The 16554-nt window shown below is 68.0% G+C and carries 14 protein-coding genes; 5 read left to right on the top strand and 9 right to left on the bottom strand.

Translation table 11 applies throughout. The features are described 5' to 3' along the window. The first annotated feature begins 50 nt into the window (after positions 1-50). Both HWN72_RS18575 and HWN72_RS18570 read left to right on the top strand, forming a co-directional pair. Positions 51-1031 carry a GTP-binding protein gene (locus tag HWN72_RS18575; RefSeq protein ID WP_081799068.1) on the top strand — a complete coding sequence of 327 codons (981 nt, stop codon included), beginning with the start codon at positions 51-53 and terminating at the stop codon, positions 1029-1031. Next, complete coding sequence (locus HWN72_RS18570; RefSeq protein ID WP_036526989.1) at positions 1028-2386, top strand: dihydroorotase family protein; 1359 nt, start codon at positions 1028-1030, stop codon at positions 2384-2386. Before HWN72_RS18575 ends, HWN72_RS18570 begins: the two co-directional genes overlap by 4 nt. A gap of 140 nt (positions 2387-2526) precedes the next feature. On the opposite strand, the gene HWN72_RS18565 is transcribed toward HWN72_RS18570, so the two are convergent. From HWN72_RS18565 to HWN72_RS18525, 9 genes are all read right to left on the bottom strand, one after another. Next, positions 2527-3732, bottom strand: coding sequence for an aromatic ring-hydroxylating dioxygenase subunit alpha (locus HWN72_RS18565; protein WP_036526988.1), 1206 nt, complete (start codon positions 3730-3732; stop codon positions 2527-2529). A gap of 4 nt (positions 3733-3736) precedes the next feature. Continuing rightward, positions 3737-5128: an MFS transporter gene (locus tag HWN72_RS18560; protein WP_051586932.1), complete on the bottom strand. Its 1392-nt coding sequence runs from the start codon at positions 5126-5128 to the stop codon at positions 3737-3739. Next, a complete protein-coding gene (locus tag HWN72_RS18555) occupies positions 5128-6621 on the bottom strand; it encodes an aldehyde dehydrogenase family protein (protein WP_051586931.1) in 1494 nt (497 codons plus the stop codon). The genes HWN72_RS18560 and HWN72_RS18555 overlap by 1 nt, the downstream gene beginning before the upstream one ends. A 5-nt stretch (positions 6622-6626) precedes the next feature. Next, positions 6627-7445: an alpha/beta fold hydrolase gene (locus HWN72_RS18550; RefSeq protein WP_051586930.1), complete on the bottom strand. Its 819-nt coding sequence runs from the start codon at positions 7443-7445 to the stop codon at positions 6627-6629. Then, entirely contained in the window at positions 7442-7783 is a 342-nt protein-coding gene (locus HWN72_RS18545; protein WP_036526986.1) for a hypothetical protein, read from the bottom strand. Before HWN72_RS18545 ends, HWN72_RS18550 begins: the two co-directional genes overlap by 4 nt. Continuing rightward, complete coding sequence (locus HWN72_RS31830) at positions 7780-8850, bottom strand: class I SAM-dependent methyltransferase (protein WP_051586929.1); 1071 nt, start codon at positions 8848-8850, stop codon at positions 7780-7782. The genes HWN72_RS18545 and HWN72_RS31830 overlap by 4 nt, the downstream gene beginning before the upstream one ends. Beyond that, a complete protein-coding gene (locus tag HWN72_RS18535) occupies positions 8847-10514 on the bottom strand; it encodes a nitrilase-related carbon-nitrogen hydrolase (protein ID WP_036526985.1) in 1668 nt (555 codons plus the stop codon). Before HWN72_RS18535 ends, HWN72_RS31830 begins: the two co-directional genes overlap by 4 nt. Positions 10515-10531: 17 nt before the next feature. Beyond that, complete coding sequence (locus HWN72_RS18530) at positions 10532-11242, bottom strand: hypothetical protein (protein ID WP_036526983.1); 711 nt, start codon at positions 11240-11242, stop codon at positions 10532-10534. Positions 11243-11422: 180 nt separating this feature from the next. Continuing rightward, entirely contained in the window at positions 11423-11578 is a 156-nt protein-coding gene (locus HWN72_RS18525) for a hypothetical protein (RefSeq protein WP_155986305.1), read from the bottom strand. Between the two features lie 263 nt (positions 11579-11841). On the opposite strand from HWN72_RS18525, the gene HWN72_RS18520 reads away from it, so the two are divergent. From HWN72_RS18520 to HWN72_RS18510, 3 genes are read left to right on the top strand one after another with little or no spacing between them, the layout of a single operon-like run. Next, positions 11842-13890, top strand: a complete 2049-nt coding sequence (locus tag HWN72_RS18520) for a hydantoinase/oxoprolinase family protein (RefSeq protein WP_036526982.1) — start codon at positions 11842-11844, stop codon at positions 13888-13890. Between the two features lie 13 nt (positions 13891-13903). Continuing rightward, the gene (locus tag HWN72_RS18515; protein ID WP_036526980.1) at positions 13904-15784 is read left to right on the top strand and encodes a hydantoinase B/oxoprolinase family protein; all 1881 of its coding nucleotides are present in this window, start codon (positions 13904-13906) and stop codon (positions 15782-15784) included. Then, complete coding sequence (locus HWN72_RS18510) at positions 15781-16401, top strand: isochorismatase family protein (protein WP_036526979.1); 621 nt, start codon at positions 15781-15783, stop codon at positions 16399-16401. Before HWN72_RS18515 ends, HWN72_RS18510 begins: the two co-directional genes overlap by 4 nt. Positions 16402-16554 lie beyond the last annotated feature (153 nt).

Below are 16554 nucleotides of genomic sequence, written 5' to 3'. Positions count from 1 at the left end.
AAGCGGCGCATCGGGGCTGGCCTGTGCGCGTGCCGGCCTAGTCTGCCCGGATGACGCCAGACGAGCGCATCCCTGTGGAGATACTGACCGGCTTCCTCGGCAGCGGCAAGACGACGCTGCTCAACCGGATGCTGTCGGAAGGCGCCTTTCGCGACACCGCCGTGGTGGTGAACGAGCTGGGCGAGATCGGGCTCGACCACCTTCTCGTCGAAACCGCGCCTGGGCAGGTGGCCTTGCTGGAGGGCGGCTGCCTGTGCTGCGCCGTGGTCGACTCGCTTCCCGAAACGCTGCTGGATCTCGTGCGCCGCCGCGCTGGCGGAGAACTGCCGAGGTTCGGGCGCATCGTCATCGAGACGACCGGGCTCGCCGATCCCGGTCCGATCATGGAAGTGGTCCGCCGCAGCCCGCTGCTGTCGCATTTCCTGTCGCTGGGCGTGGTCGTCACCGCGCTCGACATGCTCGGCGGCCGCACGCAGGTGGAGCGTCACCCGGAAGCGCTGCGCCAACTGGTGCTGGCCGACCGGCTGGTGCTGACCAAGCTGGACTTGCGCGATCCCCTCGCGCCCGAGGAATGCGTCTGGATCGCTGGGGCCAATCCGCTGGCGGACGTGGTCACCGCATCGGACGTCCTCGCTGATCCGGCGCTGCTGCTGGCCCCTTCGCGCGGGGCGCGGCCTGCCGTGACGGACGATCACGCGGCGCATAGCCATGGCGTGCGGGCCTGGAGCTTTCCCCTGGGCGAGCCGGTCACCCGCTCCGGCCTCGCGGCTTTCGCGGCGGCGCTGGATCACCGGCTGGGCGCGGACCTGCTGCGCTGCAAGGGGCTGGCCCGGACGCGCGGCCGCCTGTTGCTGGTGCAGGGCGTCGGCGCGCGGTTCTCGGTGACCGACGCCCCGCCGTCCGCCGACGGTGCCGCGCCGCACCTCACCGTCATCGTCCAGCGGCGCGAGGCAGGCGAGATCGCCGCGTTGCTTCCGTGGCTCCACGTACCCGAGGGCACGATGCCCCCATCCAAAGAGGACCTGCAATGAGCGGCTTCGACCTCCTGATCGCCAACGGCACCATCGTCGATCCCGTCGGCGGTATCGCTCAGGGCGACATCGCCATCACCGATGGCCGCATCGCCGCGCGCCTCGCCTCCGGCAGCGGAGTTACGGCGCGCGAAACGATCGATGCCACGGGACTGCACGTCTTCCCCGGCCTCATCGACACACATGTCCATTTCGGGTTCGGGGAACCGATTACCGAATACACCACCGAGACGCAGCATGCGGCCATCGGCGGCTTCACGTCGATCCTTGGCTATTTTCTGTCGAGCGAAGGCTACGGCGACATCTTCGACGCCGAACATGCCCATGCCCGCGAGCGGTCGCACGTCGATTTCGGCTTCCACTTCTCCGTCGCCAGCGAGCGGCACGTCGAGGAAATGGAGCGCTACGTCGCCGACTACGGCGTCACGTCGTTCAAGTATTTCATGAACTTCAAGGGCGAGGAAGGCCGCTACCTCGGCCTTGACGGGACCGACGACGGGTACTTCTACGCGCTGCTGGAAAAGGCCGCGAGCCTTGGCGAAGTCACCATCGTCGTCCACACCGAGAACATCGAACTGGTCAACCGCTTCCGCCGCGCCAGCATCGCCGGGGGCGGCATGACGCTGAAGGACTGGAACCTCTCCAAGCCCGCGATCACCGAGGCGGAAAGCACCATCCGCGCGCTCTATCTGGCGGAAAAGCTGGGCGCGCGCATCTATATCCCGCACATTTCCACGCGCATGGCGCTGGACGAAGTGCGCCGCTGGCGGGGCCGCTACGACCGGGTGACGGTGGAGACCTGCCCGCACTACCTGACGCACGACTGGGATGCGGACATCGGCCCCATCGGCAAGGCGAACCCGCCGTTTCGCAGCCCGGACGACGTCGCGGCGCTATGGGAAGGGCTGGCCGACGGCGCCATCGACGTCGTCGCTTCGGACCACGTACCCCGCAAGCGCGCCACCAAGGAGAAGCCGGTCTGGCAGGCATCGCAGGGCTTCCCCGGCACGGCGACGATCCTGCCGGTGCTGCTCGACCAGGGGTATCACAAGGGGCGCTTGTCGCTGGAGCGGATCGCGCAGTTGCTCACCAGCCGTCCGGCGGAGATATTTTCCATGAAGGGCAAGGGCAGCCTGGCTCCCGGTGCAGATGGGGACGTGACGCTGGTGGACCTCGAGCAGAGCCGCGTGGTCGATCCTGCGGCGCTGGCTTCGTATTCGGACTATAGCCTTTACGAAGGCTGGACCCTGCGGGGCTGGCCGGTACGGGCGATCCTGCGCGGGGAGACGATCATGCAGGATGGCCGGGTCACGGGCGCGGGGGGGTATGGGCGTTATCTGGAACGACGGGGGTGAGGGCTGGCGTAGGGAGGCCCACCCCTGTCCCTCCCGCAAGCGGGAGGGGGATGATAGGGTGGCGCTAGGTTCCCCCTCCCGCTCGCGGGAGGGGCGCGAGACTTGGCGATTTATCGCCTAGTCGCAGCGGGGTGGGCCTCTCAGGCCTCACCCAACCCCAGTTCTTCCAGTTGATCCGCCCAGTCGCGGTGCCATTTCTGCACGAGAATCTCGTTCGCCCCGAACACGGCGCTGAACCCCTCCGGCGCGTCCGACAGGTTGCGGTAGGCTTCCTCCGAGACACTGTAGTCCTCCGTCCGCACGACATCCTCGATGAAGCCGTGGAGCACCTGCCAGTCCTCGTCCGGCTGCGGGCCGTCGGCGTGGCCGGGGCGATAGGTGGCCATGCGCGTCACCGTGCTGCCGGACGTCTCACCGGGGTAGAGGTGGTAGAATCCGTAGAACATCTCCCCGTTCGGACCCGAGGAGACGTTGAGGTTGATGTTGGGAAAGATGAAGTAGTTGCCGCCGAAGTTCTCGTCCGGCCACTCCGTCTCCGGCGCGTCGGCGAGCGCATACCAGTCCTTGCGCGGGAAGCCCATGCGGGCGTGGCGGTCGAACGGGGTCAGCGCCATGACGTTGGAGACGAGGCGCGGCGCTACCGTGGTCGCGTGCAGGGTCGCGAAATGGTAGCTTTCGCAGTAGGTGTCCCAGGCGCATTTCCAGTTGGTGCGCGTTTCCAGCCGGCTGCGGCGCATCGGCCGGGCGCGGCCGAGTTCGAGGTGCTCCAGTTCCGCCGCGAAAGGGCCGAGCCATTCCGCCACGTCGATCAGGCCGCCCTCCGGATCGGCGCGCACGAAGACCATGCCCGCCCATTCGGCCACCGGCAGCTCGACCAGCCCGCGCGCCTCGCGCTCCATGCCCGCGAAGCCCTCCGCGCCGGGCAGGCCGATCAGCTTGCCCTTGAGGTCGAAGGTCCAGCCGTGGAAGCGGCAGGTCATGCGCTTGCGGCTGTCGCATTCGGTCACGAGGCGCGCGGCGCGGTGCGGGCACATATTGAGGAAAGCGCGTACCTGCCCTTCGCCGTCGCGCAGGATCACGATCTCGGGGCCGAGGGCATCGAACAGCAGCTTGTCGCCCGGCTCCGCCACGTCGAGCGAAAGGCAGGCCATGATCGGCAGCTTGCGGAACGCCTCGCGCTCCCGGGCATGGCGGTCAGGATCGACGTAGGCGTGGGCGTCGATCTCCATGACGGTCTCGGCCAGGTCCGTACGGCCGTCGCGCAGGCGCTCGACGAGGGCGCGGCGCAGGGAATTGTGGGAGTCCCGCCGGGCTGCAGAGGGGGCGAGAGAGGGATCGGCGGTCATCGGATCAGTGTCCCCGGTAACGGATGAAGGCGAGGAGGCTCAGCGCCTTGAGTACGGCCGGATAGACCGCGAAGCAGAGCACCAGCGTAGTGAGGGCGCCGGGCGTCTGCGGCACCGCGCCGCTGCCCTTGGCGCCGACGAAACCGCCGAGGCTGAGCAGCACGCCGGTGATCGCGGGGCCAAGCGCGAAGGCGACTTTCTCCAGCGCGCTGAACACGCCGGAATAGACGCCCGCTCGTGATGCGCCGGTGGTCTCGCGGTCGTGCTGGATGGTGTCGGTCAGCATCGACAGCGCCATCAGCAGGTACATCGAGTTGAACAGGCCCCACAGGAACCCGCGCAGCGCCATCAGCACGATTCCCGGCGCGGGGATGCCGAGGTGGGCGGCGATCCAGCCGTTCTCGGTCGGCCCGGCGGTGATCCACGAAAGGCACAGCAGCGACCAGCCGAGCACTCCGGTGACGAACAGCGCGCGCTTGGAGAAGCGGCGGCTCAGCCAGACCGTCAGCGGCTGGGCTACCAGCACCGAAGCGGCGGCGAAGACGTTGACGATCGCCAGCGCGCCCGCATCGTGCAGGACGTAGAGGAAGAACAGGCCGAAGACGGTATAAGTCATGCCCTGCGCGGTCAGCGCGAAGAAATAGGTGGTGGCCAGGCTCACGAAGCCGCGGTTGCGCCACAAGGCGAGGATGTCGGCCTTGCCGGTCGCGCCTTCGGGGCGGGGCAGGGTGATGAGGCGGGTGCGGCGCACGGTCGCCCAGGTGACGCCCATGCTCACTAGGCAGACGAGGCCGTAGAGCATCCCCATGCGGTTGAAGCCGTGCCAGCCGTCGCCCAGCCACTGCGCCACCGGCAGCGCATAGCCCGCGCCGATGGCGACGCCGACGGCCAGGAAGACAAGGCGATAGGCGAGGATCGTCGTGCGCTCGCGCGGGCTCTCGCTCATCTCGGACGCGACCGAGAGGTAGGGCACCGAGAACAGGCTGTAGGCGGTCGAGGCGAGCGCGAAGGCGAGCGACATGTAGGCTGCGCTGGCCAGCGGGGAAGAGAAGTCCGGCGCGCTGAACATCAGCACGAAGGCGAGGCCCGAAAGCAGCGCGCCCGCGCCGAGGAAGGGGGCGCGGCCCCAGCTGGTGGCACGCCGGTCCGACCAGCCGCCGACGAGGGGGTCGCAGAACACGATCCACGCCTTGGGGATCAGGATCGCGATGCCCGCCATCCACGCCGGGATGCCGAGCACGGTGATCATGTAGATCGGCAGGATCAGCGCAGGGGTGTCGCGGAAGATCTGCGCCCCCACTGCCCCGCTCCCATAGCCGAGCCGGGTGGCAAGGCTGACGCGCGGGGTGCGTGCCGGGGGTGAGGTCATGGCGGCGTCGTAGGTCGCTTCGAGCATCAGCTTTTCCCCGGATAGGCGCTTGCCACCGAGCCGGTCGCGGGCTGGTGCAGGGCCTTGGGCATGGAGTATTCGAGCAGCCCCTCATCGCCGTACTCGCGCCCGAAGCCGCTCGGTCCCGAGCCGCCGAACGGCAGGTCGAACGAGAAGCCGCTGCGGTTGTGTGCGTTGACGAGGCACAGTCCGGCCGGCAGCGAGGCCGCGAGGTCCCATGCCCGCTCGGCGTCGGATGACCAGACCGAGGCGCTGAGGCAGTCCCCGGTGGCGGCCCAGCGGTGCACATCGGCTTCGTCGCGCCAGGTGACCACGGGCACGATCGGCCCGAACTGTTCGTCGCGGACCAGTTCCGCATCGTCAGTCAGGCCGGTGACGAGCTGGGGGGCCACGAAATAGCCCTGCTCCGGGTAGTCGGAGAAGTCGTTCAGGAGCGGCACGACCATGCCCCCGTCGCAGCGCGCCTGCGCCGCGACGCGGCTGATGCGGCCTTGCGCCTGCGCGCTGATGACCGGGCCGATGTTGGTGCGCGGGTCGAGCGGGTCGCCCATGTGGAGCAGGCGCCGCGCCGTCTCGACGTAGGCGTCCACGAAGCGGTCGGCCACGGCTTCGTGGACGTAGAGGCGCTTGGCCGCCATGCAGACCTGCCCGGCGTTGAGGAAGCTGGCCCAGACGAGCGCTTCCATGCGCGCGGTGGTCGGCTCGAAGTCTTCCAGCACGATCAGCGGGTCGTTGCCGCCCAGTTCCATCACGCTGGGGATGAAGCGGCGGCTGGCCTGTTCCAGCACTGCGCGGCCCACCGTGCCGCCGCCGGTGAAGGCGACTTTCGCCACTTCGGGAGCGCCGATCAGTGCCTCGCCGGTCTCGGCGCCGCCGTTGACGGCGCGCAGCAGGCCGGGCGGCAGGTGCGCGGCGATCATGGCGACGATGGCGCTCAAGGTCAGCGGCGCGAAGGGGGAGGGCTTCACCAGCACCGCGTTGCCCGATAGCAGGGCGGGCGCGATCTTGGTCATGGCGAGGATGATCGGCGCGTTCCACGGCACGATCGCCGCGATGACGCCATATGGCGCGCGCCGCACCACGCGCCGCCCCGGTCCTTCGCCGCGAACGTCGTCGGCAAGGAGACGGCGGGCGCGGCCCTCCATGTCGGCGGCGAAGGCTAGCGCGAAGCGGATTTCCCCGGCGCATTCGCCCACCGGCTTCCCCATCTCGCTCGCCATCGTGCGGGCGAGGGCGTCCATGCCCTCCACCGCGCCGAAGGCCATGCGCAGCGTATCCGCGCGCGTCTCGAAGTCGAGCGCGGCCCATTCCCTCTGTGCGGCCGCTGCGGCAGAGGCGGCGGCGAGGACGTCGGCGGGACTGTCGCGGCGGATGCGCCCGGCCAGTTCGTCAGGCCGGGCGGGGTTCTCGCGCAGCAGCCACTTGCCCTGCGCGTCCGCCATGCTCGACGCGGCGAAGTCCCCCAGCTTCGGATGGCCGGTCTGCGAATGCGGGGCCAACTCCGTCAGCCTTCCTTGAGGAAGCGGACGCAGGCTTCGGTCCACTCCTCCGGGAACTCCTCTATGGTGTCGAGCGTGCCGCCCTCGATCCGGTAGTCGGGCACCTTGCCTTCCAGGAAATGCAGGCACTTCATGATGCCCGGCGCGGAGAGGTCCTTGTCGCCCCAGACGATGAAGCCCGGCACCGTCACGTCGAAGCGCAACTGCTTGAGCGTGTCGAGCTTGCTGGCCGCGTAATACGATGCCTGCGCGTTCTCCCCGGCGGTGAGGGCGGCGACGTAGAGCTTCTCGAACGCCTTGAGGTTGTTCACCGGCGAAACGTTCTTCCAGCGCAGCTGCCACAGGCGGGTCAGGTGGCTGCCGTCCTCCTCGGCGATGGTCGCGGGCGCGCGCATCGGCACCACGCCCTCGTCCGGGTGGAGCAGCACCGGGCCGGAGAGGACGAACTTCTTGACGCGCTCCGGATACTGCGCCGCCAGCTGGGTGGCGAAGTAGGCGCCGGTGTGGACGCCGATTACCGAGATCGGATCGGTCAGTCCCAAGTCGTCGAGGAATTCGACGATGGTGCGGGCATATTCCTCGGGCTCGACGAGGCGGCCGGGCAGGTCGGACATGCCGTAGCCGATGGTGTCCATGCAGATCGCGCGGAAGTGCTCGCCCAGCATCGGCAGCACGGTGTCGAACATGCCGCTCGACTGCGGGGCCTGGTGGAGACACAGGACCGGCTCGCCCTCGCCATGCTCGCGGTAGTGGAGCTGGCCGAGGAAGCAGCTGGAATAGCCGCGCTTGAAGTTGACGGGCGCGGTATCGATGGTCGGGATCATGACGGCTCCTGTTGGCTGGCCTCGGGCGCGAGCGGCAGCTCGGCGAGGCTTCGGAAGATGGTGGAGACGAAGGCGGCGCGGCTTTCGCGCATCGCGGCGGTTTCGTCGGGGGTGAAGGTGAAGCTCTCGATCGCCTCGGGATCGAGCGCGCCCTGTGCGGCGAGGACGCCTTCCAGAACGGCGTTGCGGCGCTTGAGCACCCAGACTTGCGCCGCCATTTCGAGCATGACGTCCATCATCGCGTCGAGGCGGCGGTCGCCGAGGAAGGGGCGGCCGTCGGCAAGGCCCTCGCTCTTGTCCAGCCAGCGGCGCAGGTCGGTGACTTCGTCGGGTGTCATGCGGTTTTCCTGCAGACGCGGATCTGCAGCGCTCCGGTGGAGGTGGCGGCAGGGCGGTAGTCGGGATCGACGTCGCCGAAGTGCGCTTTCAGCAGCGCGGTGAAGTCGGAATGGACGAAGGCGGGGGCGTAGGGCTCGCCGTTGTACCAGCTGTCGAACAGGCGCATGCAGTGGCGGCCGCTGAGTTCTTCGGCCGCGATGTGCGGGAAGTCGATGATGGTGAAGGTGCCGCCCGGCTTCAGGATGCGCGCGGCCTCTTTCACGACGCCTTCGGCCACTTCGGGCGGCAGTTCGTGGAACAGGATCATCGCCAGCGCCGCGTCGACGCTGTTGTCGGCGAAATCGAGCGCGGCGGCGTCGCCCTGCGTGAAGTGGACCTCGATCCCCAGTTCCCGCGCCCGGGCATGGCCGTAGCGCAGCATCGGCGCAGCAAGGTCGATGCCGTGGACCTCGGCTTCGGGGAAGCGCAGCTTGAAGGCGGTGGTGGACTGGCCGACGCCGCAGCCAAGATCGACGATGCGCTGCGGAGAGCCGTCGATCGGGCACCATGCGGCCATGACGTTGTGCAGGCGGTCGTCGTCGTTGCCGCCGGTGAAGAACACCTTGGAGCCGTAGTGGAACACGAACCCGGCGAGCGCGTCGTCGTGGTAGTTGCCCGGCTGCAGGTGGATGTCCTGCGCCCGGAAGTAGTCGGGATAGGCGAAGGCCGGGTCGATGCGCAGCAGGTGGGGGGCGGCGGCCTCGGCCTGCTTCAGCCAGTCCTCCAGTTCGCCCGCGATGCGGCGATAGGTGTCGCCGGTGCCGCGCCACATCATCATCTGGGTCGAGCGCATCATCCGCCGCGCCATCTGTGCGGCGGGCACGTGGTCGAGCGCGGTGAACAGGTCCTGCACGCGCGGCCGGGGCGACTGCGCGGCCATCCCGGCGCCGATCGCATCGCCCGACTGGACGAGGCGCGGGACCATGCGCGAAAGGTTGAAGGCGCGCATTCCCTCGACGAAATCGACGTAGCTCTCATCGTCGAGGCTGGCCGCGCCGCGCAGGGTGCCGATGGACGGGCGGCTCACGCCGGGACGCTTTCGCGCAGCGCCAGGATCGCGCCGTAGAGTTCCGGGCGCGTGTCCATGATGAGGTCGGTCGCGCCCATCAGCCGCTTGTCGCGGTTGGGGGCGAGGTCGACCTCCACGGTGAACGCGCCGGTGAGCGAGGGCGCCATGTGGCGGTCCGGCGCGTTGACTTCCTTGGTCTGCGGGAAGCGGTATTCCGGCGGGGTCGTGCAGACGGTGCCGGGCTTCGCGCAAAGGCTGTCGGAGCGCCCTGCGCTGACGATGGTGACGTGGTTCTCCGCCGAACGCGCGGTAAGCATGAGTTCGTGATGCCAGTCCTCGCGCCATGCCGTCGGACAGGCGATGAGGTCCGTGCCCTTGCGGGCGAGCACGCGGGCAGCCTCGGGGAACAGCAGGTCCTCGCCCAGCAGCAGGCCGAGGCGGCCGAACGGGAGGTCGAAGACCGGCAGATCGTCACCCAGCGCCATGTCGTTCGAGCCGGGATCGGCGTGGATCTGGCCGTATTCGCCGATCACGCCTTCGGGGCCGAAGAGGACGGCGCGGTTGACGCGCTTGCCATGCTCGCGCCCCGGCAGACCGGCGACGAGGTAGGTCCGGGCTTCGGCGGCGGCTTTGATGAGGGCTGCGGTTGCTTCGTCCAGGCGGGTGTCGTCCCCGAGATCCCACGCGAAGAATTCGGGGAGCACCGCTAGTCCGGCCGGGGCCGAGGCGATCATTTCGCGGGCTTGCGCCAGCCGTTCGTCGAACGTCGCGCCGCCGGGCACGATGGTCGTCAGCGCGACTTTCCCCGCTGGCGCGCGGTCTTCGGCGAGCGCCGCCAGCGCGGCGTTGTCCTCGCCCATCAGCGTGTAGAGTTCGGGCCGCCGCCGCGCCATGCGGTCTTCGCGTTCCAGCGTCGACAGGTCGATGTCGGCGAACACCAGCCCGATGTCGTCATGCGTCGCGCGGGCCAGCGGCATGCCGTCCGGGCCGACCACCTGGCTTTCCCCTGCGCCCTTCACGAAGTCGCGGGTCATGCCTGCGGCGTCGATCAGGTCCTGCAGGTCCTGCCCCTTGACCATGTCCCCCACCCGGTTGGCGGAGATCATGAAATAGCCGTTTTCGGCCGCGCGCGCCGGGATGTGCAGGTTCGCCTCATCCACCCCGTTCGAGCACAGCGAGTTGAGCACGATGTCCGCCCCCAGGCACGCCATCGTGCGCGAGGTTTCCGGCACCAGCCCGTCCATGCAGGATATCATGCCGATGCGCCCGATTTCGGTGTCGTAGACGCGCCCGTCCTCGTCCGAGGGGAAGAACGCGTCGCGCTCGATCCACATCAGCACCTGCTTCTTGTTGGAGCCGATGTATTCCCCGTCTGGGCCGATCAGGTGGTTGACCATCCATGCCTTGGGGAATGGCCCGCGCACGGCGGCGTTGAAGCCGATGAACAGGCCATGCTCGCGCGCCTTGGCACGGATCGCCGAGACCAGCGGACCTTCGAGGGTAACGGCCTCGCGCCATGCGTGTTCGCGGTCGGTGTAGGAGGTGGGGTAGTTGCAGCACTCCTGGAAGTGCACCAGCCTGGCCCCGCCCGCCGCCGCCTCGTCGGCAAGGCGAAGGATGTCGGCAAGAACGCGGTCGGTGTCCTTGCCGGTTTCGAACTGTGCTGTAGCTACCCGTAGCATCGTGCGCGCCTTTCGGATCAGAAGTCGAATTCGAGGGTGTCGCCGAAGCTCTTCTGGTCGAATTCGGCCAGTTCGTAGGTCACGCCCTTGGCATGGCCGATCACGCGGGCGCAGATGCGGTCCTGCCCGGTGGTCCAGACCTCGATGTCGGCGTCGATCGCGCCGGTGTGCCAGAGGTAGTGGTCGCAGACGAACTTGCCGGCGGGGACTTCGATCTCCTCCTCGCCGATGTACTCGATGGCCAGCGTCACTTCCTTGCCGTGCGTCATCTGGCCGCCGTTCCAGGTGGCCGAGGTGGTGAGGATGCGCACGTGCTGCGTGCCTTCGACCGCGCGGTCGCACTGGGTGAATTTCCAGCCCTCGACGACGGTGGGGTGGTAGCCGAGGACGAGGTCGGCGCCGCCGGGAAGCTGGGCCTGCTCGATCGGGCTGCCGTCGGGCGCGATGAGGAGCGACGTCACCTCGTCACCGACCACGCGGCGCACCAGAACGCCCTGGAACTCGCTGCCGACGAACAGGCGGAGGTGCCCGTCCATCGGCATGAATTCGGTGTTCACGGTCTGGGTGACGTGGCGCACCAGCGAAGTGCCGGGGAAGCGCGTCATCGACTGCGCGGTATGGGTGCCGTCGGGGTTGGTGGAGACGATGAAGTTCTCCCACTCGACCCACTTGGAGCGGTCGTCGCTGGGGCCCATCACGTAGCTGCCGGTGGTACGGGTAAGCGGCATTCGGTCTACCTCTCTGTCGATCCGGATGGACGGCCCGAATTGTTGGGGCCGGGTCCATTTGCGGGGTTCGACGTCGAGGCTGCCTCACACCGGGCGCGCGGCAAATCGAGGCTGGTGCCTCTGGTCACCAATCGAGGATTTATCGACTGGTGGGGAATTGCGGTATTGGATGTTGCCGTGTCAGAGCGGCGTCGCGGTCACCACCATGCGGCCCAGGAACACCGGCTTTTCGGCGCCGATGATCGGCACGCTCGGCGGCGTTGCGACGGCGGCCACGCTCGTCAGGATGGCCGAGGATACGGCAAGGGCTGCGAAGGCGGGGAGCAGGCGGGTCATCTGGCGGCGTCCATCGTCGGGTTTCGATTGGGCCGGTATGACGGGGCGGTGTCGCAGGACTTTGCCGCGCCTGCATCAAGCTGTCCGAAAGTGTATTGAGCGGTAATCTCAACAAGACTTTGGAGTCGCGCGGATCGGCATGGCGCTGCAATCGTTCCGCAGCGTGATCAGGCTTCTCCACCTGCCGGTCAGTTGGGGGCACAACCCTGTCATTGCAGCCCCCGCGATGCTTGCTAGATACCAATCTAACGGAGATTGGGTTCATGACTTATCGCCTGGGGGTGGACGTCGGTGGGACGTTTACCGACCTTTTGCTGCTCGATCAGAAGAACGGCTCGTTCTGGCGCCACAAGACGCCTTCCACCCCGCATGACAGCTCGGAAGGCATCCTCAACGGTCTCGGCGCGATCTGCGAGAAGGCAGGAATCACGCCTGCGGACATCGAGTACTTCCTCCACGGCACGACCGTTGCGACCAACGCGGTGCTCGAAGGCAAGGGTTCGCGCGTCGGCCTCGTCGTCACCGAGGGCTATGGCCAGGTCATGCAGATCGCACGCTCGTTCGTGCCCGGCGGCCTCGCCGGCTGGATCGTGTGGCCCAAGCCCGAACCGCTCGCCGCGCTTGAGGACACCGTGGAGATCGCCGGGCGCATGGATGCGCAAGGGCGCGAGATCCGCCCGATCGACGAAGCCGGTATCCGCGCCGCGTTGGAGAAGCTGAAGGCGCAGGGCGTCGAGGCGCTGACGGTCAGCCTGATGAACGGCTACCTCAACGGCGCGCACGAGAAGCGCGTGGCGCAGCTGGCGGCCGAGATCATGCCCGACGTGCCGATCTCGCTCAGCCACCTTGTCCTGCCCGAGATGCAGGAATACGAGCGCACCCTCACCACCGTCGCCAACGCGGCGGTGCGCCCGGTCGTGGGCAAGTACGTGCGCAACCTGCGCGACAACCTGCGCTCCGGCGGCATGGCGGGCTCGCTCTCGCTGCTGCGCTCCGATGGCGGGCTCATGTCCTCCGAGAAGTCGGAGGAGCATCCGGTCGCGCTGCTGATGTCCGGTCCCGCAGGCGGCGTCACGGGCGCGCTGTGGGTCGGCAAGAACTCCGGCATCCGCAACATCCTGACGCTCGACGTCGGGGGTACTTCCACCGACGTGGCGCTGATCGAGAACCTCGAGGCGCGCCGCGTTCGCACCACCGAAGTCGGCCACCTCTCGGTCCGCGCCTCGGCGCTGGACGTGAAGACGGTGGGCGCGGGCGGCGGTTCGATCGCCTACGTGCCCGAACTGACCGGCGCGCTGCGCGTCGGCCCGCAGTCGGCGGGCGCGGTGCCGGGCCCGGTGGCCTACGGCAAGGGGGGCAAGCTGCCGACCGTGACCGACGCCAACGTGGTGCTCGGCTACTTGCCCGAGAACCTGCTGGGCGGCACCTTCAAGCTCGACCGCGAAGGCGCCAAGGCGGCGGTGCAGACCATCGCCGACAAGCTGGGCATCGGCCTGATGGAAGCCGCGCGCGGCATCATCGACATCGTCAACGAGAACATGTTCGGCGCGCTGCGCATGATCTCGGTGCAGCAGGGCTACGATCCGCGCCACTTCGCGGTGATGGGCTTCGGCGGCGCCGGTCCGCTCCACGTCAACGCCGTGGCCAAGCTGATGGGTTCGTGGCCCGCAGTCTCGCCGGTCTCGCCGGGCGTGCTCTGCGCGCTGGGCGATGCCACCACGCGCATGCGCACCGAGACGGCGCGCTCGTTCTCCAAGCGCTTCTCGGAAACCGAGGAAGCCGAGGTGATCACGCTGCTGGAAGAGATGGCCGCGCAGACCACGAAGGAACTGACCGCCGAAGGCATCGCCGACGCCGACGTCACCGTGCAGTTCGAACTCGACGTGCGTTATGAAGGGCAGGCCTTCGAAGTGCCGCTCTCGATCAGCCCCGACGTGCTCAAGGCCGATGGTCTCGCAGGCGTCAAGGCGCGCTTCGATGCCGAGCACGAGCGCCTGTTCACGTTCAACATGGACACCGAGCACGAGCTGGTGAACCTGCGCGCCGTGGCGCTCGGGCCGCTGCTCGAACTGGAGGCGCTGCGCCTGCCCGAAGGCAACGGCGACCCGATCGACGCCAAGGTGCGCGATCACGAACTGTGGTTCAACGGCGCCATGGCCCCGGCCGCGATCTACGACCGCGCCAAGCTGCGCGCCGGAGACGTGATCAAGGGCCCGGCGATCGTCACCGAGATGGACTCGACCACGCTCATCGAAGGCGACTGCGTCGGCACCGTCGATGCCGTCGGCAACATCCTGATCAACCTGGCCTGAGGGGAGAGAACCAATGCCCGCACGTATCATCCAGGCTAACGAAACGCCCTTCAACAAGGTCGATATCGACCCCGTCACCCTCGAAGTCATCGAGAACGCGCTGCGCAATGCCCGCGTCGAGATGGACGCGACGCTGGTGCGCACCGCCATGTCGCCCGGCATCCGCGAACAGGGCGACGCCTTCCCGCTGATCGCCGACCATCAGGGCCGCATGATCGTGGGCCAGTTCGGCTCCTACATCGGCCCATTCCTCGACGGCTTCGACGGCACCGTGGAAGACGGCGACATGATCTTCCTGTCCGACCCCTACTCGGTCGGCGGCGCGATCAGCCACTGCAACGACTGGCTCGTGCTGCTGCCCGTGTTCAAGGACGGGCGCCTGATCGCCTATACCTCGATGTTCGGCCACCAGAGCGACATTGGCGGCATGGTGCCCGGATCGATGCCGATCCACGCCACCGAGATCTTCCAGGAAGGCGTGCGCATCCCGCCCGTCAAGATCTGGAAGAAGGGTGAATACAACGAGGACCTGATCAAGCTGGTCATGCACCAGTCGCGCACCCCGGCGTGGTGCAAGGCGGACCTCAACGCGCTGATCGCCTCGTGCCGCGTCGCCGCCCACCGCGTGGTGGAAATGGCCGAGCGCTTCGGCGACGACGTCTTCGTCTCGGCGACCGACCTGCTGCTTGACCGCAACTTCCGCGCGATGCAGCAGCTGATCGCCAGCTCGATCGGCGAGGAGAAGGTCTCGTTCGAGGACTACATTTGCGACGACGGCATGGGTTTCGGCCCGTACAAGATCAAGTGCACGATGTGGCGCGAGAACGGCCGCGTCGTCCTCGACTTCGACGGCACCGATCCGCAGAGCCAGGCCTCGATCAACATGTTCCTGAACGAGAACATGATGCGCATGTTCTTCGGAATCTACATGATCATGGTCTTCGATCCGCAGATCCTGTTCAACGACGGCTACTATCCGCTGATCGACGTGCGCATTCCGGAAGGCTCGCTGCTCAAGCCGAAGTTCCCGGCCGCGCTTTCGGGCCGCACCCACGTGCTGGGCCGCCTGTTCGACATCCTGGGCGGCCTGCTGGGCCAGAAGACCCCGGAATTCCTCAACGCCGCCGGCTTCTCGTCCAGCCCGCACCTGTTCTACGCAGGCACCGACAAGGCCGGAAAGTGGTTCCAGCTGTTCCAGATCGGCTTCGGCGGCATTCCCGGCCGTCCGCTGGGCGACGGGCCGGACGGGCACTCGCTGTTCCCCGGATTCACCAACGTGCCCAACGAGTTCCTGGAGCGCTACTTCCCGCTCGTCATTGAGAAGTACGAGACGGTGCCGGATTCGGGCGGCGCGGGCCTGCATCGCGGCGGCAACGGCATCAACATGGTCTACCGCTTCCTTGAGCCGGGCGTGATCGCCATCCACGACGACCGCTGGTTCGTGCCGCCCTGGGGCGTCAACGGCGGCCACCCGGGCAAGCGCGCGCGCAAGCTGCTGGTGAAGGCCGACGGCACCGAGATCGTCGTCGGCAACAAGCTGGAGGACTACCCGGTCGAGGCCGGTGACGTGCTGCACTTCATCACCTGGGGCGGCGGCGGCTGGGGCGACCCGCTCGACCGTGACCCCGCGCTGGTGCTGAAGGAAATCGGCCAGGGCCTCGTCACCGCCGAGGGCGCGAAGGACTACGGCGTCGTCATCACGGACGGCGCGGTCGATGAAGCCGCCACCTCGGCGCTGCGCGAGAAGCTGCGTACCGAGCGCGGTGCAATCGGCGTGTTCGACTTCGGCCCCGACATCGAGACGCTGCGCGCGAACTGCCTCGCCGAAACCGGCCTGCCTGCGCCGACCGCGCCCAAGTGGGCTACCGTCGAATTCGCGGAGGCCGCCGAGTGAGCGACCTTCTCGACGACTACAACCGTGGCGGCTTCGGCGGGGCTCTGCAGCCCGGCAAGAAGCCGGCGCTGTTGCTGGTGGACGTGGTCGTGGCGTATCTCACGCCCGGCCAGCCGCTCTACTCGCCGCGCTTCGAGACGGCTCTCGCCTCGTGCGAGCGCCTGACGGAAGCGGCGCGCAAGGCGGGGGTGCCGGTGATCTTCACCAACGTCGTCTACCGCGCGGGCGGCAAGGACGGCGGGCTGTTCTACAGGAAGGTGCCCGCGCTGGAGGCTTTCCTGGAGGGCTCGCCGCTCGGCGCCTTCCCGGATACGCTGCAGCCGCGTGCCGACGAAGTTGTGGTGACGAAGCAGTACGCCTCGTCGTTCTTCGGCACCTCGCTGGCGGCGACGCTGACCAGCATGGGCGTGGACAGCCTGTTCATCACCGGCTTCTCCACCTCGGGCTGCGTGCGCGCTTCGGCGCTCGATGCGCTGCAGAACGGCTTCGTTCCGCTGGTCGTGGCGGACGCCTGCGGCGACCGCGACGAGCGCCCGCACGAGGCGAACCTGTTCGACCTGTCGAAGAAGTACGCCGAAGTGCTCAGCGAGGAGCAGGCCATCGCCCTGATGGGATGAGGTCGCTCCCACAAGCGAGATGAAGGGGAGGCACGGCGCAGGCTGTGCCTCCCTTTTTTTTGTTCCTCCCCGAGCTTGTCTCGGGGAGGGGGACCGCCGCGAAGCGGTGGTGGAGGGGGAGAGGCCGGGCAATTCCCCCTCCGTCACCGACTG

It is taken from the genome of Novosphingobium sp. HR1a, from assembly GCF_015594425.1.
GTDB classification, from domain to species: domain Bacteria; phylum Pseudomonadota; class Alphaproteobacteria; order Sphingomonadales; family Sphingomonadaceae; genus Novosphingobium; species Novosphingobium resinovorum_A.
This window is presented reverse-complemented; position numbering and strand designations above follow the sequence as displayed.

What these genes read in the sequence shown, in the direction of transcription:
- HWN72_RS18575 (WP_081799068.1), top strand. Translation starts at nt 51, where the DNA reads ATGACGCCAGACGAGCGCATCCCTGTGGAGATACTGACCGGCTTCCTC.
- HWN72_RS18570 (WP_036526989.1), top strand. Translation starts at nt 1,028, where the DNA reads ATGAGCGGCTTCGACCTCCTGATCGCCAACGGCACCATCGTCGATCCC.
- HWN72_RS18565 (WP_036526988.1), bottom strand. Translation starts at nt 3,732, where the DNA reads ATGACCGCCGATCCCTCTCTCGCCCCCTCTGCAGCCCGGCGGGACTCC.
- HWN72_RS18560 (WP_051586932.1), bottom strand. Translation starts at nt 5,128, where the DNA reads ATGCTCGAAGCGACCTACGACGCCGCCATGACCTCACCCCCGGCACGC.
- HWN72_RS18550 (WP_051586930.1), bottom strand. Translation starts at nt 7,445, where the DNA reads ATGATCCCGACCATCGATACCGCGCCCGTCAACTTCAAGCGCGGCTAT.
- HWN72_RS18545 (WP_036526986.1), bottom strand. Translation starts at nt 7,783, where the DNA reads ATGACACCCGACGAAGTCACCGACCTGCGCCGCTGGCTGGACAAGAGC.
- HWN72_RS18535 (WP_036526985.1), bottom strand. Translation starts at nt 10,514, where the DNA reads ATGCTACGGGTAGCTACAGCACAGTTCGAAACCGGCAAGGACACCGAC.
- HWN72_RS18530 (WP_036526983.1), bottom strand. Translation starts at nt 11,242, where the DNA reads ATGCCGCTTACCCGTACCACCGGCAGCTACGTGATGGGCCCCAGCGAC.
- HWN72_RS18525 (WP_155986305.1), bottom strand. Translation starts at nt 11,578, where the DNA reads ATGACCCGCCTGCTCCCCGCCTTCGCAGCCCTTGCCGTATCCTCGGCC.
- HWN72_RS18520 (WP_036526982.1), top strand. Translation starts at nt 11,842, where the DNA reads ATGACTTATCGCCTGGGGGTGGACGTCGGTGGGACGTTTACCGACCTT.
- HWN72_RS18515 (WP_036526980.1), top strand. Translation starts at nt 13,904, where the DNA reads ATGCCCGCACGTATCATCCAGGCTAACGAAACGCCCTTCAACAAGGTC.